Source organism: Pseudomonas sp. P116 (genome assembly GCF_020149425.1).
GTDB lineage: Bacteria > Pseudomonadota > Gammaproteobacteria > Pseudomonadales > Pseudomonadaceae > Aquipseudomonas > Aquipseudomonas anatoliensis.
In genome coordinates this window covers 56,445-80,852 of the sequence record NZ_JACVHB010000006.1, presented here as the reverse complement: position 1 = coordinate 80,852, position 24,408 = coordinate 56,445, and the positions used below count along the sequence as shown (strand labels likewise).

The 24,408-nt window shown below is 57.8% G+C and carries 14 protein-coding genes and 1 other RNA gene; 8 read left to right on the top strand and 7 right to left on the bottom strand.

What is annotated here, in order from left to right; all coding sequences use genetic code 11:
• Positions 1–116 precede the first annotated feature (116 nt).
• The 8 genes from ICA15_RS20510 (at position 117) to ICA15_RS20475 (ending at position 8,688) form a co-directional block, all read left to right on the top strand.
• Positions 117–941 (top strand): (Fe-S)-binding protein, encoded by an 825-nt coding sequence (locus ICA15_RS20510; protein WP_150604103.1) that lies wholly within the window; start codon positions 117–119, stop codon positions 939–941.
• A complete protein-coding gene (locus ICA15_RS20505; RefSeq protein WP_210554494.1) occupies positions 938–2,392 on the top strand; it encodes a LutB/LldF family L-lactate oxidation iron-sulfur protein in 1,455 nt (484 codons plus the stop codon). Before ICA15_RS20510 ends, ICA15_RS20505 begins: the two co-directional genes overlap by 4 nt.
• On the top strand, positions 2,392–3,063 hold the full coding sequence (locus ICA15_RS20500) for a lactate utilization protein C (RefSeq protein WP_210554493.1): 672 nt from the start codon (positions 2,392–2,394) through the stop codon (positions 3,061–3,063). The genes ICA15_RS20505 and ICA15_RS20500 overlap by 1 nt, the downstream gene beginning before the upstream one ends.
• Complete coding sequence (locus ICA15_RS20495; protein ID WP_210554492.1) at positions 3,060–5,870, top strand: FAD-binding and (Fe-S)-binding domain-containing protein; 2,811 nt, start codon at positions 3,060–3,062, stop codon at positions 5,868–5,870. Before ICA15_RS20500 ends, ICA15_RS20495 begins: the two co-directional genes overlap by 4 nt.
• Positions 5,871–6,000: 130 nt before the next feature.
• Complete coding sequence (locus tag ICA15_RS20490) at positions 6,001–6,285, top strand: hypothetical protein (RefSeq protein WP_210554491.1); 285 nt, start codon at positions 6,001–6,003, stop codon at positions 6,283–6,285.
• Between the two features lie 194 nt (positions 6,286–6,479).
• Positions 6,480–6,755, top strand: coding sequence for a hypothetical protein (locus tag ICA15_RS20485; RefSeq protein ID WP_150617082.1), 276 nt, complete (start codon positions 6,480–6,482; stop codon positions 6,753–6,755).
• 96 nt (positions 6,756–6,851) lie between these two features.
• Positions 6,852–7,244: a transfer-messenger RNA gene (gene ssrA / locus ICA15_RS20480) on the top strand.
• 187 nt (positions 7,245–7,431) lie between these two features.
• On the top strand, positions 7,432–8,688 hold the full coding sequence (locus ICA15_RS20475; protein WP_210554490.1) for an integrase domain-containing protein: 1,257 nt from the start codon (positions 7,432–7,434) through the stop codon (positions 8,686–8,688).
• A 148-nt stretch (positions 8,689–8,836) separates the two neighbouring features.
• On the opposite strand, the gene ICA15_RS20470 is transcribed toward ICA15_RS20475, so the two are convergent.
• From ICA15_RS20470 to mads6, 7 genes are all read right to left on the bottom strand, one after another.
• Positions 8,837–9,106: a hypothetical protein gene (locus ICA15_RS20470; RefSeq protein ID WP_102717862.1), complete on the bottom strand. Its 270-nt coding sequence runs from the start codon at positions 9,104–9,106 to the stop codon at positions 8,837–8,839.
• Entirely contained in the window at positions 9,103–10,086 is a 984-nt protein-coding gene (locus tag ICA15_RS20465) for an integrase domain-containing protein (protein WP_102717863.1), read from the bottom strand. The genes ICA15_RS20470 and ICA15_RS20465 overlap by 4 nt, the downstream gene beginning before the upstream one ends.
• Complete coding sequence (locus ICA15_RS20460) at positions 10,070–10,423, bottom strand: hypothetical protein (RefSeq protein ID WP_065909783.1); 354 nt, start codon at positions 10,421–10,423, stop codon at positions 10,070–10,072. The genes ICA15_RS20465 and ICA15_RS20460 overlap by 17 nt, the downstream gene beginning before the upstream one ends.
• Positions 10,410–11,816, bottom strand: coding sequence for a YfjI family protein (locus ICA15_RS20455; RefSeq protein ID WP_102717864.1), 1,407 nt, complete (start codon positions 11,814–11,816; stop codon positions 10,410–10,412). The genes ICA15_RS20460 and ICA15_RS20455 overlap by 14 nt, the downstream gene beginning before the upstream one ends.
• Positions 11,817–13,021: 1,205 nt before the next feature.
• Positions 13,022–18,580 (bottom strand): methylation-associated defense system ATP-binding protein MAD8, encoded by a 5,559-nt coding sequence (gene mads8 / locus ICA15_RS20450; protein WP_224450900.1) that lies wholly within the window; start codon positions 18,578–18,580, stop codon positions 13,022–13,024.
• Positions 18,577–20,250, bottom strand: a complete 1,674-nt coding sequence (gene mads7 / locus ICA15_RS20445; protein ID WP_102717866.1) for a methylation-associated defense system protein MAD7 — start codon at positions 20,248–20,250, stop codon at positions 18,577–18,579. Before mads7 ends, mads8 begins: the two co-directional genes overlap by 4 nt.
• Positions 20,250–24,407 (bottom strand): methylation-associated defense system protein kinase MAD6, encoded by a 4,158-nt coding sequence (mads6, locus tag ICA15_RS20440; protein WP_210554489.1) that lies wholly within the window; start codon positions 24,405–24,407, stop codon positions 20,250–20,252. Before mads6 ends, mads7 begins: the two co-directional genes overlap by 1 nt.
• Position 24,408 lies beyond the last annotated feature (1 nt).

Genomic DNA, 24,408 nt, shown 5'->3' with positions numbered 1-24,408 from the left:
TCGTGATTCCGGCGTCAGCAATTCACAACCCGGTCTGTAAGGCTGCTGAAAGCAACGCTCTTTATATTCAGCAGCCTCAGCGGACGGATAACCGGGACAACCCGGAGACACGCCTGATGAGCGAGCTTTTTTACAACGCTGTGCCGAACGCGACCCGCGTGGCACCGCCACTGCCCGAACCTCGGCAATACCCCAGCGAGAAACCGTCGCGGGTCTACCTGTTCGGTACGTGCGTGGTCGACCTGTTCTACCCCGAAGCCGGAATGGACGCGATCCACTTGCTGGAGCGCGAAGGGATTCGGGTCGAGTACCCGCAAGGGCAAAGTTGCTGCGGACAACCGGCCTACACCTCCGGTTACACCGAGCAGGCGCGGACGGTGGCGCGCTCGCAGCTGGCGCTGTTCGCCGGGGATTATCCGGTGGTGGTGCCATCGGGTTCCTGCGCCGGGATGTTGCGCGAACACTACGCCGACTTGTTCAAGGACGAGCCAGAGACTCTGAAACTGGTTCAGGCCCTCGCGGCACGAACCTACGAATTGGCAGAGTTCCTGCTGTTCGTCTGCAAGGTGCAGCTCAAGGACAGCGGCGAGCCGGTAAAAGTCGCGCTGCACACGTCGTGTTCTGCGCGTCGCGAGATGAACACCCACCTGCACGGCCGCGAGTTGTTGGCGCAGTTGAGCAATGTGGAACGGGTCAACCACGATCACGAAAGCGAATGCTGTGGCTTCGGCGGGACATTCAGCGTCCGAATGCCAGATATTTCCGGCGCGATGGTGGCTGACAAGACCCGGGCGTTGAAGGAATCCGGCGCACACAGGATTTTGAGTGCTGACTGCGGCTGTTTGATGAACATCAACGGCTCGCTGGAGAAACAACAGGAAGCGTTGCGCGGCCAACATCTGGCCAGTTTCCTGTGGCAAAGAACCGGAGGTGCGCAATGAGCACTTCCGCGATTATTCCTACGGTCGCCGTAGAAGAAGATTTCCGCACCCGGGCGCACAACGCTTTGGGTGACCCGCAGTTACGGAACAATTTCCGCACTGCCATGGATTCACTGATGACCAAGCGGGCAGCGGCTTTTGGCGATGCCCACGAAAGAGAACATTTGCGCGCACTGGGCAACTCGATCAGAGCCCGCGCGCTCTCCAAGTTGCCCGACCTGCTCGAGCAACTGGAACAGAACCTGACCCGCAACGGTGTGACAGTGCACTGGGCGGAAACGGTGGACGAGGCCAATGGCATCGTCTTATCGATCATCCGTGCTCACGAGGCGCGGCAAGTGATCAAGGGCAAATCGATGGTCAGCGAAGAGATGGAAATGAACCATTTCCTCGAGGCTCAAGACATTGAATGTCTGGAGTCCGACATGGGGGAATACATCGTCCAGCTCGACCAAGAGAAGCCTTCACACATTATTATGCCGGCGATCCACAAGAATGCCGGTCAGGTCGCGTCCTTGTTCCACGACAAACTTGGCGTGGAATACACCAAGGACGTTGACCAACTCATTCAGATCGGTCGCAGAGTCTTGCGGCAGAAATTCTTCGAAGCGGACATCGGCGTTTCCGGCGTCAACTTCGCCGTGGCCGAAACCGGTACCCTGCTGCTGGTGGAAAACGAAGGCAACGGCCGGATGACTACCACCGTGCCGCCGGTGCACATCGCCGTCACCGGCATCGAAAAAGTCGTCGAAAACCTGCGCGACGTGGTGCCGCTGTTATCGCTGCTGACCCGTTCGGCGCTGGGCATTCCGATCACCACTTACGTCAACATGATCTCCGGCCCGCGCAAGGAGCATGAACTCGACGGCCCGCAAGAAGTGCATCTGGTGCTGCTCGACAACGGTCGCAGCCAGGCCTTTGCCGACAGCGAATTGCGCCAGACCCTGAGCTGCATTCGCTGCGGCGCCTGTATGAATCATTGCCCGGTCTACACGCGAATCGGCGGCCACGCCTATGGGGAGGTTTACCCCGGCCCTATAGGAAAAATCATCACCCCACACATGGTCGGTCTGGCCAAGGTGCCGGATCACCCGAGTGCGTCTTCGCTGTGCGGTGCCTGCGGTGAAGTGTGTCCGGTAAAAATTCCTATCCCCGCATTGCTACGTCGCCTACGCGAAGAAAACGTCAAAGCCCCGGACAGCCCTCATCAAGTGATGCGCGGTCAGGGCAGCAAGTATTCGCGCAAGGAACGCTTTATCTGGAACGCATGGGCCAGGCTCAATAGCTCGCCAACGTTGTATCGGCTGTTCGGCTTTTTCGCCACGCGCTTGCGCGCCCTCACGCCAAACAATGTCGGCCCATGGACGCAGAATCACAGCGCACCCAAACCCGCCGCCCGCTCACTGCACGACATGGCCCGCGAGCATCTGGCCAAACAGGGAGACCGCTGATGAGCGCCAAGCAAAATATCCTCGCCAAACTGCGGAAAAGTCTGACCGGCGCCACGCCGATTGCTGACGATTTCGATGTAGAACTGGTAACTCAGCCGTACACCTACAGCGCCGAACAGCGCATTCCGCAATTGCGCAAATTGATGGAAGCGGTCCATACCGAGATTCATCTGACATCTGGCGAAGAATGGCCTGCACTGCTCGCACAATTGCTGCACGACCGTCAGCTGCCGAGCCTGTTGATCGCACCAACTACGCCACACGGTGCAAAAATCACTGAACACTGGGCGAACAATCCTGATCTGCCGGCACTGAAATCCTACGACCGGCCGATGGAAGAATGGAAAGCCGAGCTGTTCAACGACACCCCGGCCAGCCTCACCGGCACCCTGGGTGCCATTGCCGCCACCGGCAGCCTGATTCTCTGGCCAACCCGCGAAGAACCGCGCCTGATGAGCCTGGTACCGCCCGTACATTTCGCCATGCTCAAGGCCAGCGAAATCCGCGACAACTTCTACCAAGTGCAGCAGGAATTCAACTGGGCCCAAGGCATGCCGACCAACGCGTTGCTGGTGTCCGGCCCGTCGAAAACCGCTGACATCGAGCAAGTGCTGGCCTACGGCGCCCACGGTCCGAAAGACCTGGTGGTTTTGATCCTGGAGGACCAATGACGCTTCCGGCGAATTTCCTGCGTGATGCGCAACAACTGATTCCGGCGGATCGCCGCTTCGACGATCCGCTGTCGACATTGGCTTTCGGCACCGACGCCAGTTTTTATCGACTGATTCCGCAGCTGGTGATCCGCGTTGAATCCGAAGATGAAGTGGTAACGCTGCTGCAATTGGCGCAGCGCGATCACGTACCGGTGACCTTTCGCGCGGCCGGCACCAGTCTCTCCGGGCAGGCGATCAGCGATTCGGTGCTGATCGTGCTTGGGGATAACTGGAACGCTCGCGAAATACGCGGCCAAGGCACGCAAATCCGTCTGCAACCGGGGGTGATCGGCGCACAGGCCAACGCGTGGCTGGCGCCATTCGGACGCAAGATCGGCCCGGACCCGGCCTCGATCAACGCCTGCAAAATCGGCGGCATCGTCGCCAACAACGCCAGCGGCATGTGCTGCGGCACCGCACAAAACACTTATCACACACTGGCCGGCATCCGCTTGGTACTGGCCGACGGCACGCGATTTGATACTGAAGACGCCGCCAGCGTCGCGGCGTTTCGTGCAAGCCATGGTGATCTGCTTGAACGCCTGGCGACGTTGAGCCGCGAGACCCGCGCCAATGCCGAACTGGCTGCCAGAATCCGCCACAAATATCGTCTGAAAAATACCACAGGCCTGTCGCTCAACGCCCTGGTGGATTTCGACGAGCCTGTGGATATCTTGAGCCACCTGCTGGTCGGCTCCGAAGGCACGCTCGGTTTTATCAGCGCGGTGACTTACGACACCGTCATCGATCATCCGCACAAGGCTTCAGCGCTGATCGTGTTCCCGGATGTGGAAACCTGCTGCAACGCAGTCACCGTGCTGAAAAGCCAGCCAGTGTCAGCGGTAGAGCTGCTGGATCGACGCAGCCTGCGCTCGGTGCAGGACAAACCGGGCATGCCCGCTTTCGTACAGCAGCTGTCGAACAATGCCTGCGCCCTGCTGATCGAATCCCGCGCCGCCTCTTCCACGCTGCTACAGGAACAACTGGCGCAGATCATGGCGTCGATCAGCAGCTTCCCGGTAGAAAAGCAGGTCGACTTCAGCGAAGACCCAGTTGAAAACGCCCGCCTCTGGGCGATCCGCAAGGACACCTTCCCCGCCGTCGGCGCCGTACGTAAAACCGGCACCACGGTGATCATCGAGGACGTGACCTTCCCGGTTGAACAACTGGCAATCGGCGTAAACCGCTTGATCGAACTGTTCGAAAAACATTCCTACGACGAGGCGATCCTTTTCGGACATGCGCTGGAAGGCAATCTTCACTTCGTCTTCACCCAAGGCTTCAACAACCCGGAAGAAGTCGCACGCTATCAAGCGTTCATGGACGATGTCGCGCAACTGGTGGCGGTGGAGTTCGGCGGCTCGCTCAAGGCCGAACACGGCACCGGACGCAACATGGCACCGTTTGTTGAGCTGGAATGGGGCAGCGACGCCTACCAACTGATGTGGCAGCTCAAACGCCTGCTCGACCCCAACGGTATTCTCAACCCGGACGTGGTGCTCAGCGAAGATCCGCAGATCCACCTCAAGCATCTGAAACCGCTGCCGGCGGCTGACGAGATTATCGATAAGTGCATCGAGTGCGGCTTCTGCGAACCGGTTTGCCCGTCGAAAGGCCTGACCCTGACCCCGCGCCAGCGCATCGTGATCTGGCGCGATATTCAGGCGAAAAAACGCGCAGGCATCGACACCACTGAACTGGAGAAAGCCTACGAGTACCAAGGCATCGAAACCTGCGCTGCCACCGGATTGTGTGCGCAACGCTGCCCTGTAGGCATCAATACCGGCGAGCTGGTGAAAAAGCTTCGCGGCCGACACGCAACGCACAAGAAAACCGCCGACTGGATCGAAGGAAATTTCGCCAAGACGCTGCAAGGCGCGCGCTTTACTCTGCATGTGGCCAACGGCGCGCGAATGCTGATGGGCGCGCCGCGTCTGGCGAAGTTATCAGCGAGCCTGACCCGATTGTCCAAGGGACAGGTGCCGTTGTGGACAAACGCGATGCCGCAACCGGAGAGAGCCATTCGCTTCAGTCCGAGCGTGTCGGACGAACGTCCGCGCGTGGTTTATCTGGCAGCGTGCGTCTCGCGGGTCATGGGGCCGGCGGCGGGTGACAAAGAGCAGATGTCGCTGTACGACAAAACCCGTGGGCTGCTGGAAAAAGCCGGTTACCAAGTGGTCTTTCCCGACAATCAGGACAGCCTTTGCTGCGGCCAACCGTTCGCCTCCAAAGGCTATGCCGAACAGGCCGAAAATAAGCGTCAGGAGTTGATCAGCGCGCTACTCCACGCCAGTCGCGGCGGACTGGATCCGATCTACTGCGACACCAGTCCGTGCACGCTGCGGCTGGTGCAGGACGTGGGAGATGTTCGCCTGGATCTGTACGACCCAGTGCGTTTCATTCGTACGCATCTGCTCGACCGGCTGGATTTCACTCCTCAGGATGCACCGATTGCCGTTCACGTGACGTGCAGCACTCAGCATTTGGGCGAGAGCCAGGCGTTGATTGATCTGGCGCGCAAATGCAGCAACAACGTGGTGATTCCGGAAGGCATTCATTGCTGCGGTTTCGCGGGGGACAAGGGCTTTACCACGCCGGAACTGAACAGCCACTCGCTGCGCACACTCAAGGACGCGGTGCAGCATTGCAGTGAGGGGATTTCCACGAGTCGCACGTGCGAAATCGGGCTGACACAACATGGCGGAATCGACTATCACAGCCTGGTTTATCTGGTTGATCGGGTCACTCAAGCGAGGGCCTGCTGAAGAAAATCAGAACCCTTGAGCGAGACGGTAGTCCACTGAACAAGCCCCGAATAATCGGGGTTTGTCCTCCTTTCGATGGCCCGTTCTCACGGTCAGCGAAGTCCGGATTCCTCAGTGCAAGGAGAAAAAAATGAAGCATTCTGTACTGCTAGGTCTGTTCGTTACTGCCTCGATGATGGCCTCCACTTCGTTCGCCGACTCAAAGCCTGGCGACCTGTGCGAAGCGAATTTGCAGAAAATCAACAACTCCAAGTCGCAATACCAGACGTCGCCGGCTCTGAATGCGCGCGTCTCGGCCAGCGTGAGCAAAGCCCAAGCCCTCAAGGCTCAGGGCAGGATCGACGACTGTCTTGCGGAAACATCGCAAATCATTCTAGAAATCGATAAGTCCTCGGGTGACGCCAAACAACCATAAGCCGATCTATTCCGGTCGGCCTAACCGGTTATTCGAAGGGAATGGCATTTCAATACCAGATGTAAAAAAAACCGAATTCCTGCGTGTCGTCGCGGTCGATTGAACAGGCCCGAAACGAACGCGGCCTGATACGAACTCGGCATCGCCGCCAGATCGTCCGGCAGCACCGAGACCAACCGTTCAAGGAGATACCCATGAAGCATTCTGCAATTGCTGGATTGTTCATCGCTGGTGCCCTGCTGACGTCGCCGGTGTTCGCGGCAGACAAAGACCTTTGTGCCGGGAATCTTCAAGCCATCAAAGACTTCGTCACCAGTCAGCCATCCCTTCCTGAAACATCCATGAACAACATCAAGGCGGATCAGGAAAAAGCCCTGGCGGCTCAAGCGGCCGGCAACGACAAGGATTGCGTGGAGATCACCTCGGGCCTCATGACGAAAATGCAGATCCGTAACCCAACACGTAACTGACATACCTCAAGGCCAACCTTCGGGTTGGCCTTACACGCCGATTGGCGTACACTGCGCAGGCTTGTTGCTCACCAAGATGTACAGAGCAATGAGTTCGGGGCCGTTTAGGATTCGACGCCGGTTGCGAAACTTTAGGTGCATGCCGAGTTGGTAACAGAACTCGTAAATCCACTGTTGCAACTTCTTATAGTTGCCAATGACGAAACCTACGGGGAATACGCTCTCGCTGCGTAAGCAGCCTTAGCCTTCCCTTCTGGTACCTTCGGGTCCAGCAATCATCAGGGGATGTCTGTAAACCCAAAATGATTGTCATATAGAACAGAATCGCCGTGCAGTACGTTGTGGACGAAGCGGCTAAAACTTACACAACTCGCCCAAAGCACCCTGCCCTTCGGGTCGCTGAGGGTTAACTTAATAGAAACGGCTACGCATGTAGTACCGACAGCGGAGTACTGGCGGACGGGGGTTCAAATCCCCCCGGCTCCACCACTTCATCATCTAAAGACGTCCACGGACGTCTTTTTTTGTGCCTGAAATCCAGTAAATACGGGGGTTTCAGGGCTATTGGGGGCTTTCGAGGTTTTTAGAGTTCCAGGCGATTTGGTATTCCCAATGGTATTCCCGGCTACCCAGGGCTAATCTTGGGAATACCAAAAAGTGTCATGGAGTACTTCTCATGTGCGCTCAAACCACCCGCCTCTCCGACCGCCAGCTCAAGGCGATCAAACCGAGAGACAAGGATTACGTCCTCACCGATGGCGACGGGCTTCAGCTCCGTGTCAGAGTCAATCGCTCGATGCAGTGGAATTTCAACTACCGGCATCCCGTCACCAAGAATCGAATCAACATGGCACTCGGCTCTTATCCCGAGGTTTCTCTTGCGCAAGCCAGGAAGAAAACAGTTGAGGCTAGAGAGCTGCTTGCACAGGGCATCGACCCCAAAGCTCAGCGTAATGAATTGCAGGAAGCCAAACGAGCGGAAACGGAACATACGTTCGAGAACGTAGCCACCGCGTGGTTCGAATTGAAGAAGGATTCCGTCACCCCGGCGTATGCCGAAGACATCTGGCGCTCACTCACGCTGCATGTATTTCCGAGCATGAAATCAACGCCGCTATCAGAAGTGAATGCCCCGATGGTCATCAAGCTCCTTCGGCCGATTGAGGCCAAAGGTAGCCTCGAGACCGTGAAGCGGATAAGCCAGCGCCTTAACGAGATCATGACCTACGGGGTCAATTCCGGAATGATCTTTGCCAACCCTCTCAGCGGCATTCGAGCGGTCTTCAAGAAACCCAAAAAAGAGAACATGGCCGCGCTACCAGCTGATGAGCTTCCCGAGCTCATGATGGAAATCGCGAACGCCAGCATCAAGCGGACGACCCGCTGCCTGATCGAATGGCAGCTGCACACCATGACCCGCCCCTCCGAAGCGGCGACCACCCGATGGGCAGATATCGACTTCGACAAACGCCTCTGGACCATCCCTCCGGAGCGAATGAAAAAGCGTCGTCCGCACACCATCCCGCTGACCGAACATGCACTCGCGTTATTGGAGACGCTCAAGCCCCATAGCGCCCACAGGGAATATGTGTTCCCGTCAGATAGAAACCCGCGCACCCACGCGAATAGCCAAACAGCCAACATGGCGTTGAAACGCATGGGTTTTCAGGACCGCTTGGTCAGCCACGGAATGCGCTCCATGGCCAGCACAATCCTGAACGAGCATGGATGGGATCCAGAGCTGATCGAAGTCGCGCTGGCGCATGTCGATAAAGACGAAGTTCGAAGCGCCTACAACCGGGCGGATTACATCGAACGCCGGCGTCCGATGATGGCCTGGTGGAGTGAACATATCCAGAAGGCAGCCACCGGCAGCCTGTCGGCATCCGCCATCAATCAAACTAGGGACCGTAACGTCGTGCCGATACGCTGAGCCGCCGACAATCCGTGTCGTGCAGCAGGGCGACTGAAGTGGCGACTGTCGCTAAATCTGCCGCATGCCTGCGCTTCTTCGGCCAAGCCCCTGAGTATGGGAAGGCTCCGCATTCCCATACTCAGGGGCTCACACTTAAAAGCGTCTATCAGACAACCACGAGTTGCGCCTTTCTGCGGCGGATCAGCCCTGCTGTTAACTCATAGTAATAGACGGTCGCTGGTGCTGAGCAACGCAGATAGTGCTCTAAAAACCATCTGGTGTGCTTTTCCTTCCAGGACCAGGGGGTCGCACAACTCCAGCGCTCACGAATCGCCTCGTGCATCCTTTCTGCCTGCCTGATATGCCGCTGCCGCGTGGCATGCGCACCTTTGAGCACGGGACTCAGAAACAACGCCATATCGAACTCGGACTTCATCGACGACCTCCGATGTAGGCACTCACCACGTCGATGCGGTTATGCCCCAACTCGTGGCTGATCTGCTGGCGTGCACGCTGATCGAGTGCTCGATCCTCTCGATGACCACGACCGCCATTGATGGGCGCGGAGAAGCCGGTCAGTTGCTCATAGCGCTCACAGGCGTAAGCCGCCCGCAGTTCATGAAAGCCTTTCAATCCATGCTCATGCAGGATGTCCCGTGCCGGTCGCACGATTGTCTGTAAGAAATCTTTGTAGCTTTCATCAGGTGTTAACAGATTCCGACTGCCCTTGGGTGAAGCCTCGCTGGCCCTGTCGAGGGCGCCACGAACTTGATCCGTGACCGCAATCCAACGCGGTGCCGATGCGCCTGATCGACCGCCTTTGGTGCCGTCCTGGATATTGATCTTGCCCAGTTGCCGAGCCTCACGTTGCAGCCGGGGCAAGTCCGCCAAGATCGCTTCACGCAGGCGCATGCCGGTCTCCCGAGCAAGGAGCACAATGGCACTCACCCTCGATTGCTGGCCTCGCTCTGACAACGCCTGTGCAATCAACTCGACCTGGACACGGTCTTGGCCTTGCGGGGCCTCACTACGCACACCTGAGCGCTGCAAGCCAAGCGCCTTGCTCGGACTGGGGATTTTGACGTACTGATCACCGCGCAGCGCGGCCATCGTTCGGTTCACGCTGGACAGGCGGTTCTGCGCGGTGGCGATGCCGACGTTGCCCTGATCAACCTGCTCGCGCAAATGGAAGGCGTACCGCATAAGGATCTCGCGGTCGATCTGTCGCGCGTCATTGAGCCTTGGCCCTTCCTCGGATCGACACCAACGCACGAATGCCTGCCAGCGATCGCTATGGGCTTTGACGGTAGCAAAATGGCCGTCGCCAAACAGATCTTTCAGCGCTTGCGGTCCGGCATAGCTGAGCTGGCGACCGAAGCCAAAATTACGTCCCGCTCGCTTACCGACCCGAGCCATTTTTCTGTTCCTGATCGACTGCAGCGAGATCATGCAAAAGGGCTTGCCAGTGCGCACTCACGATGGCGAGCTGGGCCCAATCCGTCGGACGAAAACACAGCCTGTTATCGGAGACGTAGAGATGCGCGCCCTCCTCTTTCAACCATTGGATGATGGCTGTCGGCGAGGTGATAGCTTTATGGGGGGTGGCGACACCGGCGACACCGGCGACAACCCTTGTCCTGCCTGGCTTTGAGCGTGGCGACAAAGTGGCGACAGTCACGGCGACAAACCGCGCTTTCGGCTCCTTTTGGCGCTGAGCCAGGTGGTTGCGCAGCGCTTCATCAAGATTGAACATGGCGCACCTCGAAGGTACAACCGTCAGTGCTCAGCCACTGATGATCAATCAACTCGACCAACAGCTTGGCGGCATGACGACTGCTCTTACGGGCAAATCGGGGACCATTGCGATTCAGCTCCCGAATACTGAAGCGCTTCCAATCTTTGACCTGCAGCCAGCGCAGCAGCCGGTCTGCCTCCTCTTTAACCCGGCACACCGGTTCCTGCTCGGTCAGGCGCTGGATCTCGGTGAGGTAATAGCCGACTAAGGCCGAGGCCCGTTGGATATGATCGACCTCCACGACGCTGCTCTCCTCCACGACTGCCAGATTGCCGGCGACGCGCAGCAGGTTGTCGGCGGCCTTCGATCCGCTAGGCCGTACGCTGGCCAACTCGCCAAACTCACCCAACTGGGCCTCGATGGCATCATGCAGATCAATCCAGCGACGACGAGCCAGTGGACTGAGGCTCAGCGGTGACAGCCGCAAGGCACCGTCAGCGGAAAGCGACCAAGGCTGATGAAACAGGGCCGAAAGACGGTGGTGATATCGCTTTAGGGCGGGGTCTTTGGACAAGTCGACAGCCTGGTAACTGCGTTGTCCGGCCAGGCTGGTGGGCCAGGTCATGAGGCAGCGACCGAGAATGCCTTGCCCCTGCAGCAACGGGTCACTGAGTAACTGCATGGCTAGATACGGTTGCAGCATCAGGTGCAGGCTTAAGCGTCGATCGTAAGCTCGCAAGCTTTCACCCACCATGGACCGCGCGCGATCTATCGGACTGCCGTCCCAGAGTGACGACAAGGTCGTAACCGCTTTCAAACGGTTATCTCGACTCATGGTGCTGCTCCCGAGGAATTGTCCCCCCTCGTCACAGAACAGGCCCATGCTCGGCAAGTCATGACAGAGTCCCTTGATCAGGGCCTCGATAGTCGGATCCGTGGTGATCAGCCTAGGTGCAGAGGGCTCCGCTTCAAGCGGTACGCCGTTTGTGGGGTCGGGATCGCGAGGGTTGATACGCTGCGCCTGTCGCTGCGCGACACGGTACCGGGCGAGTTGTTCACGGTAGCGCTGCCACTGCTCACGCTCCCATAGCCGTGCTGGCAGCAATGCAAAACGATCTGCCGCGGTCTTGCGATCACCTGACGCGGCCACTGTAATCAGGAACAGCGACAGGGGGTAATTTCGTCCATCGAGTTGCAAGCCCGCATGACCTTGAGTGGCCAGCGCCGAGGCAGCCAAGACCGATTGTGCGGCCAGTGCCTGGGGCACGCCGATGACCTCGGCCATGCGCTCAACCGCAGGCCCAAGAATTCCACCCAGTGCCTGGACCGGATAAGGCTCGGCCACGGGGTTTGACTCAATCAGCGGTCGAGGCGGTCGTGGTAGTTCAAGCTTCGGATCTAACTGCTGCATGGGCCCTCTCCTCGGTAATTGCTGGTTGTCCTCACGTAGTCCCGCCACGCCTGTTGAGTGTTATCAGGGATCAAGGCCCCTGCGGCCTGTGAGGTGTTCACTGACGTGGAACGCACGGCTCCTTACGGCCGGGAGCGAGGGCATGACCCCATGAACCTGACCTCCTTGACGTATCCAAAGACACGGGCGGGTGGAGGCTGTGCCGACTGACGAGTTCGGCACCTGGAGATCCTGAGTGGGAGAAGGCAACGACCTGGACACCTGGGGCATGCCTGACTGTCAGTCAGGTGCAGCCTTTCCTTAGGCTGCGGCACCGGTGCCTGTGTTATTGCGGATGGCGACGAATCGGATTTGTCAGGCCGATTGTCACGAGGAGAGTTGCGGCAATGCCTTGTACGACGTGGCTTGCAGCAGTGGTACGAGCGCCCGTCTCTTTCAAGGAGAAAGAGACGGGCGCGGATTGGCGCAGCGAAGTGTGCCGAGAGGTGAGGTTGCTGCAGTGCAGCGAGGAAGGTCCATCGTCTGCCGCAGTGGGCAGATCAGTCGAGTAGGCATCCATCACTCTTGGGGAGTGACCGTGCGAGCCGCCGGACGCTAATCGCACTTCGGAAGAACCACCACATTAAGTGGCGTAGCCTTAAAGGTTCTGGCTACCTGGGCTGGTGCTGTCAACGACAGCGATCCGTGCGCCAATTTTTATACCGACTCGAAAAGGCGGTCAAGCATCACGGCCAAAACGCGCAAGAAGTGGCGACTGTCGCCACTTTTGTCGCCATGCTCCAGGCTACGTTCTACGTGCAGTGTCGCCGGTGTCGCCGCTGTCGCCATCTCTTCAACCGTAGTCTTACGACAAGCTCAGCTCTGACGTCCAAACTGCACTGCCCTCGATAGATATCGAGGGTAATTACCGGCAGTAAAAGTCGGCGTGGCGTTAATCAGATATGAAATGGTGGTACGTGGTGGCTTCGAGAAAAAGCGAGTGAACCCTCCGATCAGCGCGATCAAAGATCGCTTGAACGAAGGGTTTGGCGGGAAAAGCAAAGCCGTCGGCCAGATGTAGTCTGTCATATGTGTCTAGAAAAATTAGGTGTACCTCAGACCTCAGGTACCTTGTAGTGCAAGTCTTATGCGGTGCGGGCATTGCGCTTACAACGCTTTTTTCTTTCCTCTTCTAGCTGTAATTGAGTCTGCTCGTGATGCATACATCACGAGCTTTTAACCGCGACCCTAGTTGCTCCGCCGTGCTCAGTCACTCGTGGCCGACATCTAAGCTTTACGGCCCCCTTTGAGAACGACTCGTCAGTGGCCTTGCTTGACCAGACGTAAGCCTCGCCGGCCTTGAGCAGAGCCATGCGCTCGGGAGTCAAATTGGCCAATGCGGCGTTGGCTTTCTGAATGTGCTTCAGCCAGGCGGGTGAGTTGAATTTGTGCATTATGATCTGGGTGGATAGCTCTATCAGGCTGACAGGAACAGATGGTGGATCTTGACTCGCCACCATAATGCTCACGCCCTTATGCCGCATTTCGCGTACAACTTCGATAAGCCCCGCAACAAGGTCTGGGCTTTCGATATACTTGTGGGCTTCGTCGAACACCACCAGCTTGTTGAAGCTACGCCCCTCGATTCGCGCCTCTGCAAACAGCTGCAAGAGTACGACGAAGAGTCCAAGAGCCTGGTCCTTCTCTATGTACTCATCTCGTAGGTCCACGATGATTAAGCGACCAGGCTTGACCACTTCGGTAAGCGAGGCCGAATCGTTGATGAACTCGGCAGCCAGCTCCAAACGCATTCTGGCCAGTTCCTTCAAATGCTCCGGGATCGACGACGCTTCGACACCGGCTCGCAACCCTTCCAGAGTTATGTCATCGCGCATGGACTTCATGATGCGCATGATCTGACGAATGTAGGTGGCCTGATTGCCCACTGCCCCCATCAGAAACTTCCAGTGCGAGGCCTTCAATTCCGATGCAGAGAACTGCAGCGGCAACACCTCAATGTCCGGATACTCCGCACGCCGCTCTTCGATTTTGTCTGCGGGTACAAGCAGCAAAACATCAGTCAGAGCTTTCGGCTCTGCGCCGTACACCTCCTTCAGCGCTCGGACCTGATCCTCAACGCTATTGGCACCTACCATCGACGTAAACTCGGGCTTATAGTCCATCGTCGGGCTGTAATGGAAGATCACCGTGGACAGCGGTTCTGGTAGACAGTTTATGCCTGGGATTGGCAACGAGGCCATCTCCGCAACACTGCCCAAGGTATAACTTTTCCCGCCCCCTTGAACACCGAATAGGCTGATGGTGTGGGTCTGGTTCAGGTCTAGTGCAACCTTGCGCCCAGATACTTCTCCGAGCAACCCGTATTGAGGCGTTGATCCGGTCGCGCCAAGCATGATGTCGTAGGCGACCCGGCCATTGATTGGCTGAGCAACTTCAGACGAAGCAACTGGGGCTTCGGTGACCATGGGCGTCGCCACCTTATCTTCGTCTGGCACAAGCGCGGGCTTGGAGTCAGCGATGGCAGGTTGCTTCGTCTCTGGCATTGTGATCGGCAGCTGACGCGGTTCAATCACCTCTGAGGCCAACATCACGGCCGGCTCTGGTTCGCGCACCTGCGCTGCAGGCGTGAAATTTGATGGGCTGTACGAAATTCGTGGCCTGTCGTCCCATGCCAGAGTTCTATCACGAGGCGGACTCAAGAAAGCAGCGGTTTCAAAGGTCGGAACAGCTGGTGCCAAAGTCCTGCGACGTAGCAATTCTTGGGTCACCTCGCGCGCCGTATCGGTGGATCGAACACTCAGCAAGCTCGCGATGGTCTCGGTGTCGATCACTGCTGCTTCGACCAATTGGCGAATCAGGTCAATGCCGATGCGGTAGAACTCGATGCCGTTCTCATGCTCAGCCGGTTCCGTGCCCGGTTTGCTGAAGTCGAATACCACAGCGCTTCGCGTGAACTGCAGTGTGTAAGACCGCTCATCCAAGCGACGCAAGAAGAAGTGCGCCTCTTCTGCAGCTTCAGGCAAGACAACGCCATAACGTTCCGAGCGGTCCAAATAAAATCCCAGCAAAGCTGCAAGGTCACGGTTTTTGATAGGGCGATCCGGACGATCCACTTCTGCCAACTTGGGGTCGAAGTGGTAGGCGAGAACGTGCTCGGTCTGCGCGATCTGGTCAGCAATGGATGCCTTTAACTGCGCATATGCGGCCACATCCCCAACCTGGCTGTAGCACTTCACCTCGACCAGCCTGCAGGTCACAACACGGCTCATTGGATCAAGGTCGAACAGTGCAAGATCAGTTCGCTGGAAACTGACCTCGTCGCCCATTTCCTCGGCGTTCTGACGAATAGCCTTGTACAGCTCCAGGTGAGCATCCAGGGGCACAACAACCTGGTTCTGAAACACACCTTGATGTTCAAGAAACAACCGTGAAAGGGCGAGCCCCATCGCCTCCGCTCTTTGCGAAGACGACGACAACAGCTTCAGGGCCAACCGGCCAGATAGCGAGCGAAGCTGATCTAGCATCACCAGGGCATGACTGCCTGAATTTGGGAGGCCGTATTCGCCCAAGATTGGCACCAACAATGACTCAAGCTCTGCCACTGAGCGGGAGGTGATTGCCAGCCGATGGCCCATCGCATTTGCCATGTCAGGCGAGTGATCAATCAGATAGTCAGGGCGAGTTGAGTGCCGTCGATGGTCAAAAAACTCGATGCCCAGGTTCCGATCAATAGTGAGAACCCAATCGCTAACCTCGTGCACCTGATGGAGCATCGCGCGCTCGTCGGCAGACAAGCTCAACGCCACCACCGGCCGTGCATGTGGTAAATACTGGCTACGCGCAATGGTCGCCACGGCAACCGAAAATGCACGTGAGATGCCTCCCATCAGATCTGACAAGGCCTCAGCCCCCTCAATCGGCCGTGCCACCCCATGCAGCGGGCGACGAAGCCAAGTGATGGATTGCTCATCTTCCAGGTAGTCCACCTTGAAGGGCTGGACAAGTCCATGGACGAAGGAAGAGTCATCCGAGTCCCGAACGTCTACAGCACGAATTTCCTCAGCCGGAAACAAGTCAAACAAAAATGACAAATGCGCGGCATGCAAATCAGGCTCGTCGCGGAACTCCTTGATGGCGCGGATCGCCAATCGCAACTTGGGGTGCAGGTGGCTGTCAGTCGGCGTGGAGAATGCGTCCGCCTCCTTCGCGCTAGTTCCCGAGTCAGGGGCCAGCAGTTCCAGCAGCGCCTCTCCCGTTGAAGGAGCCGCCGGATCGGGCACGAACAGCCTAATGTCGTACCGAAGATCGGCAAACTCGGAATGACGCTGCAGTGCAAGTAGCACTTCAGCCAAAGCCGTCGCCCGTCCCGAATTGAACGCGTTGATCGTCAGCGTCTCAACATACGGGTGCTGGATCAGATAACGCTGCACCCGAGCCGCCAAGTAGGTGCTATCGATGGTCGCACCGCCAATTGCTGGCTCGGGCAGCCCCAGTGCGGCGCACACCTCGCCAACCAAACCACGCGGGTCTTCTTCGTCGGTCGCCGCGTACAGCGACCAGAATGGGTTGATGTTATCCACAGCCAGCGCCGTGCGTCCAAGCTCCTCACCGAAAGGCAATACAGGTGGAAATGCTGCAGGCGAAAGCTGATTGAGAACAGCGTCTCGAGTCGGCACCACATATTCGCGGCCACTCGCCTGGCTGCGCTCCATCCAACGCTGCCCCAGCTGGCTCCAGGCGACATGCCAGTTGGCACGAAGAGGATGAGTCGGGCCCAGAAGAACGGCGTCACGCCGTCTACCCTGATAGTCCTCCAGGACCAAAGCAACTGAATCAATGGTGAGGGCGCAACGCAACTCTTCAAAAGCCAAGCGTGCAATGACGGCATCTGTTGAGTCACATCGAACCAACACAGCATCAATCCAAGCCAGGTAGGCTGCCGCATAGTTCTGAGCGGGCTCTTGCAGGCTCAGAAGGTCACTGGCCTGCATGATCAAGCGCTGATCGCCTTGCAAGACTGCACCAAAGAGGGTTGCCCGAGACTCCCGAAACCTCGCTGCTTCATCCGAGGTCGGCCATTTGAAAGAGATCGTTGATCGCGTGGCTGCGCCGGATGCGTTGATCGACAGCCTCAATCGATTGAGGCCATCCGGGTCACCAAGAAAGGCGCGTTCCAGGCCGGCCAAGGCGGCAGACACCAAGACATTCGCTTTCCCTTCTTTTCCCAGCCGGACCTCCAGGGTCTCGCCACTAGCTGCAGTTCTGCTGCTTCGCTCCACCCAAGCGCATCCCGTGATCGAGATAGAACTGGGATCTCGATCCTGAGTTACAGCAGCAAAGCGCGCACGCAGCAGCGCATGCATCAAGCTTGGCTCGCGCGGCACAGCTCGCTGTGGAGGCTCAACCTCTACCTCGTCGTCGGTGACCACATAAAAGAGATCGCTCTCATTGGCTCGGGCAAGGGTCTCGGAGGCATCGCTGTTGAAGCGAATAGGATTGCCCTCGCCGTCAGCAAGCGGAATACGGTCACCGTCTTCAGTCTCCCCGTATACACGAACAAAGTGCCAACCCTCTTCCCAGTCGATCTTGCCAATTGACGAAAATGCGATCACCCCAGAATCCGTGCCCTTGGTCCACGCGGCCTTGCGGCGGCGCAAGCCTGTTGGGCCGTTGTCGCGCGACACCACCTCAGCCACGAATCGAGACAAGCCCTCCACCCTGGACGGAACAGGATCGACCCTGAAGGATACACTGAACTTTTTGAGGCCCGTCTTCGAGATAGGCAACACACGGTGGCCGATTAGCTCGGCCAGACGGGGGTCTTCATTGTCGTCCTTCACCACCGGCAAATCTGGCAGCTCGACATCGCCGATGAAAATGGCATCCGGATTGACGCCCCCGTCCTCAAACAGCCACTTGTTGAACGCAAGGGGCCAATTGACCCGGTCGCGGACGATTAATTGGGTCCACTCCTTCGGATTGGCAACACCAACGCTCGAAAAGAACTCACCAAGCTGCTTGCAGAAAACTGGATCGAGCAAGCCCAGCTCAAGGGCGCGCACGCGCTCCGTCTTAGTTGACCATGTGACTTGCTCGACGCATTCGCGGTTGCGAGCCACCCGCGCAGGGGCACGTTCCGCCTGCTGGAACAACTCGAAATCCGGCACGAGGGCCAGCTCGAACAGCGCCGCCCCCATAGCATCTGGGTCAAAGCCGTTGACTTGGCATGTGAGCAGGTAGCGAACCACTGCGGCATCGTCGGCATATCGCCAGCGCGAATCGCTCCGGCGCAGCTCACCCAAACAGGCTTCGACAGCAACCCGAAGGTTGGCCGGAATCTGCGTGATCAGCTGTGCATTCAGCTCAGCGTAGGCACCATCAATCGATACTTCTTCAAACGTCGCAACACCGAACGAATCCTCGGCAGAAGCACGCAGATCATTCGGCACAAAGACCAGCAGCGGGGGCCTTAGCTCGTCGTTGGGCAACGGGTTGCGCAGTTCAACGAGCTTGGTGCTCGTCACGGCCAACTCCGGTGCTTGGGCGCGCAGGGCGTCGTCCGCTAGCACAACCACATTGGCAGAAGGAACGGCCGCACGCAGCCCCCCAGCCAATCGGATCATCAGCTCACGATCCAGGTCCGTGACACGCATGCAATGCCCAAGATCACGGGCGGCCAAGACCTTGCAGAGCCTCGGCAGCAAGACGGACTCAAGCGCCGCGCTCAGCTCTTGGCTGGTAAGTTCACGCAGGCCCCGACTCATGTGCGCTCCCCTTCTGTTCGTTCTGCAATCGTGTAGCGCGGTACAACCGTCTGGGTTACATAGGCATCGGACAAGTCGCGGTAGAAGCCAATCTCGCGCAGGCGTCCAGTAAATGCCTGAACGTTGCTTCGTAGGGCTTTTCGCTCATCGATGGTGGGCGTTGCGAACCCTTCACCGGGCGGCAACTGATCAATGTAGAGACCGTAGCGCTCACGCAGAAAAGACAGCAGATCATCTATCCGCATCTCGCCGGTGAAGTAGCCCCTATCCCCCCCTGGACGCAGCACAGCAATTTGCAGCAGCACCTCCAGCAAACGGCTCTCAAGAGAAAATCGACGAGGGGCATTTCGCGCACGCGTTTGAGCCAGCATTGCTCCCGACTTGTTCTTCAACATCGTAGCGTCTAGCGACTCGATGATGTATTTCCTGTGAAAAGCACCGCGGAGAGCGACAAGAATTTCGATGTAGGTCTCAAAATCCGAGAGCCCCATCTTCGTGATGGCTTCAACCTCGGCATCCAGTCCGGCTTCGCCCTCTGACAGAGACTCCAAAAGCCCCGACAAACGCTCGCCGAAGAACTTATCTCGCTCCTCAGCGAATGGCTCTGCTTGAAGGCCATACAGTTCACCAACAGAGAACACCGAATTCAACGGACGGATCAATTTGCCACGCCGCACAAGGTGTTCCGAGAACTCGTCTAGCTTCTTCGCAACAAAGTACGCGCGAATAAAACTCGGGATTCGCCGGTAAAAACCATCGGCACTACGCTCAGCGAGCGCAGCGGTTGCTGAGTTGGCGTTGCCCGAGAGGTCAACAAACATCCCCAGCTTGTAAGGGCAGTCACCCTGTGGTTCGCGCTGCTCACGGGGTTTCATCGGACACGCTGACTCAGCGCACAACGAATTCGCACCCTCCAGTTTTTGCCAGGCAGGCAAGAGCTTCAGCAACCGCAGGTGATAGAGCGCCAAGTGAAACGATAGCAGCACCTTCAGGTACTCCACCATCACCGAGCGCGGCATGTATTGCTTGTAGAAAAGCAGTCGCTGAATGTCCTCAGCCATCAAGTCAGCCGATCCAATACACACCGGCGCGAAGCGCTCTCCACCGGCACGGGTATCCGCCGTGTCTTTGCGCTGAGATAGGAAGTGCAAAAGCGTAGACGTCTCAATGTCCGTCAGTGCCTTATCGTTCAGCTCTCGCGTGAGTTTATCGAAGCCGTCAAAGAAGAAGCCCTTCAGGTGCTCGATGGCCTTGTGCCCCGAAAGATGCCGGGCGTGGTGCAGCATTTGGTACAAGTGCTGGGCAGCACCATAGTCACGTGAATGTTTGGGGTTACGAAAGCGGTAGGTATAACCATGCAGGGGACGTGGGCCAGCCACCGCAGCATTTTTCTTGCCACGATTAACGATGTCCATGAGGTGGGTTTCAACCCAGCGCTGCACCATGTCTCGGTGCTGAGCGAACCCCAAGAAACGGTCGCCGGCTTCGAGAATGTCGTCCACGAACTTGTCCACTGTCAGTTCGCGTTTGTCGCGAAACACGCTCGGATAGCCGCCATGTTCCAAGCGTTCAAACAAGCCCGTGAGCACGCGGTCCATCTCGATGGTCTTGAAATCGAGGTAGCTGACTTTCGGGAGGCGGAACTCCCTGTCCTTTTTTTGCAGTGCCATCAGTTCCCCCTGAAGCCTTGGGCTAAGGCCTCTGCTTTGTGCTCACTGGTCGCTGCCCCTTGCAACAAGCGCATCTCCACCCGGCCGTCGTCATGGCGAGCCAAGCGGTAGAAGTCATGCCCCGTAGTGGTCAGCAAAATCTCCCGATAGGGCTGTGCATTGAGACTGTTCTTGAACACACCCAGACACAGATAAAAGCCCTGCATCTCTTCGACACTGGGCCGGTAGCCTTCATTCAGTCGAACCAGCATCTCGAAAACATCGAGATTGATGATCAACTCACTGGAAATAGCACCGAAACCCTGGCCCTGAAACTTCAGCAGTACGCCCGTCGGCAGGTGCTCGACGAAACGCGCGTTAGCGGCAAAGTCTTGCACCTGCAGACCAAAACCCTCCGCGGGAAAAAGCCGATAGCTGCGAACCGTACCGTGCTCAACCTGACGTAATTGCAACGCCAAGCTCGTCCCCAAGCGCTCAGGTCGTTGCAACCCCTCGCCGCGGTTGATGGCATGCAGAATTTCGCTTATCAGTGCATCAATCGAGGTTTCGCCACGAACGATTTCAACCATGCGCTTGGCCGAGCGGTACGGCAGCATCTTTTCCCAGCTCGCGTCGCGGCGCTCGAAAAAGTGCTTGCGCCGGGCCATCGTCACATACTCTCGGTGCTTGCGTGCGCGCTGCCGAACGGACACGTCGGCCCATCCACGAGGCAGATCACCGAACAGACGCTTCAGCACCTCGAAATCGAATTGCCCCCGCCGCTCAAAACGGAACAGTGCCCGATCATCCGGCTGCACAAAGTCCAGCCCTCTGTCAAAGCGTGGGTCTTCCTGCTTGCCCACATCGAGTTCGCCCAGCAAGGTGAGCAATCGATCCGAAGTAGGCTGCCCACCACCCATCCAGCTGTTGAAATAATAGCTGCGCGCCACTTCGTCATGCTTTCCGGCCATATACAGCGCATGAATCTCACCACAATCACGGTTTCCGATCAGCATGAACGACAGCGCCGAACGCAGGTCACGCATCGTGATATGCAAACGACCACGCAAGTGAGCCATGGTGTAAAGGGTCTTGAGCCGTTCTAGCAAGCGTGGGCCAGCAATCTCATCCTGGAAACTGCGTGCGTTATGCAAGGCATAGCAGCTGTTCTTCAGGTCGCAGCTTTCGCAGGCTGACCAGTTCTTGGGCTGTACGATACTCTGCATCGTGCGTTCCAGAATCGAGCCCCCTTCGGCGTCTGCCACCACGCTGCGCAAGTTCAGGTTCACCACCGCGACGCCAGACTCAGTTTCACCCGACGAGAACGCCCGCCGAACCAGCGCCGTTAACTCAGAAAAGTCTTGCTCATGCGTCGCAAGGAAGTCCACCAAGCGGCCTTCATTGATTGCAATAAGGCGAGTTTCTTTCGGCGTCCAGGTTCTTGCATCGCTACCCTTGAAGGGTGACAAGAAATCCAACAACACCTGGTTGTTGTCCTTGTTGCCTTCGTCCTGGCTGCCGTCGTAGTTGATTAAGTAACGCTTGCCGCCCAATGCCAGTTCGCTGCCATTGGGCAACCCACGATTGGCAGATCCTCCAAGGACTTCAACTTCCTTCTCCAAGCGCTGCAAGAAGGCCGTTTTTCCATCGCCCGCGTTGCCAGAGATCAGCACTAAGCGGAACTCGCCTGACAGGACCGCTGGCAACAGCACCCGATCCAAGGCGGTATCCACATAGGCTGAAAATCCCAATGCATCCATACCCCGCGTACCGGCATTGCTGCGGTGGCTTTGGCTGTAGAGTGTAAGCAGGTGCGAAACGAAGGCATTGCTGTTAGGCGCGGACTTGGCCAACACCCCTTGGCTGCTGCCGGCTGCCATCGTAGCCAAGCTCACGGCTTGGATGCGCCGCGCGTGGCGCACCTCAGCCAGGGCACCACGGAAATCTGTGGCTGTGGCAAAGCGCTCCGCACGACGTGGGGCGATCGCCTTCAGCACCACGCTCACGAGCTCTGGAGCAAGGTCAGAGAACCCCGACAACTCACGCGGGTCTGGCGCAGGCTTGTTGATGGGCGGCTCTGTCGTATCCCAGGGATACCGCGAGGTCAGCGCCTCATACAGCGTCAGCCCCATGGCATAGAGGTCGCGGTCTGCGCGCTCCCCGTTATACGGGATGACCTCTGGGTCGAAGTCAGGTGGCAGATAACGACGCGAGCCGCCTCCTCGCGACTCCTTATCATCAGCCCGCACCGACACATTGAAGTCGATGATTTTCGCGCCCTTCTGCGTCCACAGCAGATTCCGCGGTTTGATGTCGCAATGATGGAAGCCATTGGCATGCAAATGCACCAAGCCCTCTATCACCTGTTTGCCTAGCTCCAGGACGTCCTCGGGCGACAGCAGGCGCTCCTGAATCATGTCGCCAACGTCAGAGCCTTCAACGTACTCGAACACCAAGAAGGGAATGTCACGACCAGGGATCACATCCGCGTCCAGCACGCGTACTACGTGTGGATGCTCAGGGATGTGCACCAGGTGACGGTACTCCTGCTTCAGGCGATCCAGAGTCGAGTGGCGATCGCTGACGATGAGTTTTACTGTGCGCGCCACATCGCCCAGCGTGTCGATAACCTTGTAGACCACGCCGAAACTGCCACGCCCCAGCTTCTTCTCGATGATGAACTTGCGGGTCAGCCTGTAGCCTGCAGGCAGGTTCAGGTAGTCGGCTTGGTCATCAGACACCTGATTGGGCTCAAAGTCAGACACCTCAACGGGGACCGCCACTTGTAATGCCGCAGGCTGCAGCAAGGCATTCAATGCCGCCAGCGCATTGGGGGCTGGTGGCCGCTTATGCTCGTCAAACGCGCACAGACTTTGCAACCAAACATCGAAAGCGTCATTCAACTCCGGCCGCAGCGTAGATGGCTTGTTCAGGAACTCACCTACACGATCCCACACCGTGGTCGGCTCGCCCGCAAACGGGCGCTCTCCAGTGAACAGTTCATAAATGATGACGCCAGCCGAGAAGATGTCCGACGCGCTAGACGCTGCACCCGGCTCGCGGAATGCCTCTGGCGAGACATAAGCCTTCTCGACCAAATCAACGATGTCTGCAGCAATGCTCAAACTGCGGTTCTCACCTGGCTTCGCGAAATCGAAGTCCGTAATACGGGTGGTACCGTCTTGGCCGATCAGGATCGCGCCAGGCGTAAGGTTGCGATGCACCACACCATGTTGATGAGCATGTGCTAGGGCTGCCAGCAGGTCTTTGGCAACACGCCATTTCTGGTCTAGGGTCAGTGCCAACTGCGGCCGTGCCATGTGTACTGTCAGTGCTTGGCCGGGCGCGTCGTCCAGGATCAGGATGAAGGACCTGTCATCGTCGGACGGGAAGAAGTCCCGCGCGGCAACAATGTTGGGATGTAGCGGTAATTTGGATAGCGCCCGGTAGGCATTGGCAATGCGATTAACCTGGGCCTTACGCACATCTTCAGGCTGGTAGGGGTCCGCTTGATACACCCGCAGACGGGCCGTGCCTCCCGCAAAGGCGTTCTCTGCACGGAACTCGCTGTAGGCCTGCGCTGCGCCGAGCTTTTCCTTCACCTCCCAGTGGCCAAAGCGCTGCACGGCAGAGGCGGGTTTAACCACCTTCAAAGCATGCAGTATCAGCCCTTGCTGCTGCAGGATGTTCTTCGAAAAGCGCGCAGGAATGCGTGTGGCATCTTTGAAGTAGCGTTCGGCGTCCTTCAATTTCACTACACGGTCTGAATCCAGCTGCTCGCGGTCAATCAGGTGCGCATCCGGCGCAGTGAGCAAGATGGCCGCATCCACGTAGATGTCGTTCAGCTCATTCCGCCCTGGATGGGCCTGAGTTACCAGGCCCTTGACTGTGCGCGCATGCCCGCGCAGCTTACCCAGTGGCGACGGGTATGGCGCACGCCCCTCGGGATACCACTTGTTGCCGTACACATCGATGGTGCCGCGCGTGCCCTTCACATCGATCAAGTACAGCGCATGCGGCGTCAGCAGAGCAATGTCGATCTCGAAGCGCTCACCCTGGCGCTCGATTTCGAAGTTGTGCAGCAGGGTATAGCTGTCAGGCAAGCGATCCCGCAGGTAAGCAATAGCGCTGCGCTCCGCATCGTTGACCGGCTGACCTATGGGGATCACTTTTGCCATT

Excerpts from the sequence above, each read along its gene's own strand:
- ICA15_RS20510 (WP_150604103.1), top strand. The coding sequence starts at position 117 with ATGAGCGAGCTTTTTTACAACGCTGTGCCGAACGCGACCCGCGTGGCA.
- ICA15_RS20505 (WP_210554494.1), top strand. The coding sequence starts at position 938 with ATGAGCACTTCCGCGATTATTCCTACGGTCGCCGTAGAAGAAGATTTC.
- ICA15_RS20500 (WP_210554493.1), top strand. The coding sequence starts at position 2,392 with ATGAGCGCCAAGCAAAATATCCTCGCCAAACTGCGGAAAAGTCTGACC.
- ICA15_RS20495 (WP_210554492.1), top strand. The coding sequence starts at position 3,060 with ATGACGCTTCCGGCGAATTTCCTGCGTGATGCGCAACAACTGATTCCG.
- ICA15_RS20490 (WP_210554491.1), top strand. The coding sequence starts at position 6,001 with ATGAAGCATTCTGTACTGCTAGGTCTGTTCGTTACTGCCTCGATGATG.
- ICA15_RS20485 (WP_150617082.1), top strand. The coding sequence starts at position 6,480 with ATGAAGCATTCTGCAATTGCTGGATTGTTCATCGCTGGTGCCCTGCTG.
- ICA15_RS20475 (WP_210554490.1), top strand. The coding sequence starts at position 7,432 with ATGTGCGCTCAAACCACCCGCCTCTCCGACCGCCAGCTCAAGGCGATC.
- ICA15_RS20470 (WP_102717862.1), bottom strand. The coding sequence starts at position 9,106 with ATGAAGTCCGAGTTCGATATGGCGTTGTTTCTGAGTCCCGTGCTCAAA.
- ICA15_RS20465 (WP_102717863.1), bottom strand. The coding sequence starts at position 10,086 with ATGGCTCGGGTCGGTAAGCGAGCGGGACGTAATTTTGGCTTCGGTCGC.
- ICA15_RS20460 (WP_065909783.1), bottom strand. The coding sequence starts at position 10,423 with ATGTTCAATCTTGATGAAGCGCTGCGCAACCACCTGGCTCAGCGCCAA.
- ICA15_RS20455 (WP_102717864.1), bottom strand. The coding sequence starts at position 11,816 with ATGCAGCAGTTAGATCCGAAGCTTGAACTACCACGACCGCCTCGACCG.
- mads8 (WP_224450900.1), bottom strand. The coding sequence starts at position 18,580 with ATGAGTCGGGGCCTGCGTGAACTTACCAGCCAAGAGCTGAGCGCGGCG.
- mads7 (WP_102717866.1), bottom strand. The coding sequence starts at position 20,250 with ATGGCACTGCAAAAAAAGGACAGGGAGTTCCGCCTCCCGAAAGTCAGC.
- mads6 (WP_210554489.1), bottom strand. The coding sequence starts at position 24,407 with ATGGCAAAAGTGATCCCCATAGGTCAGCCGGTCAACGATGCGGAGCGC.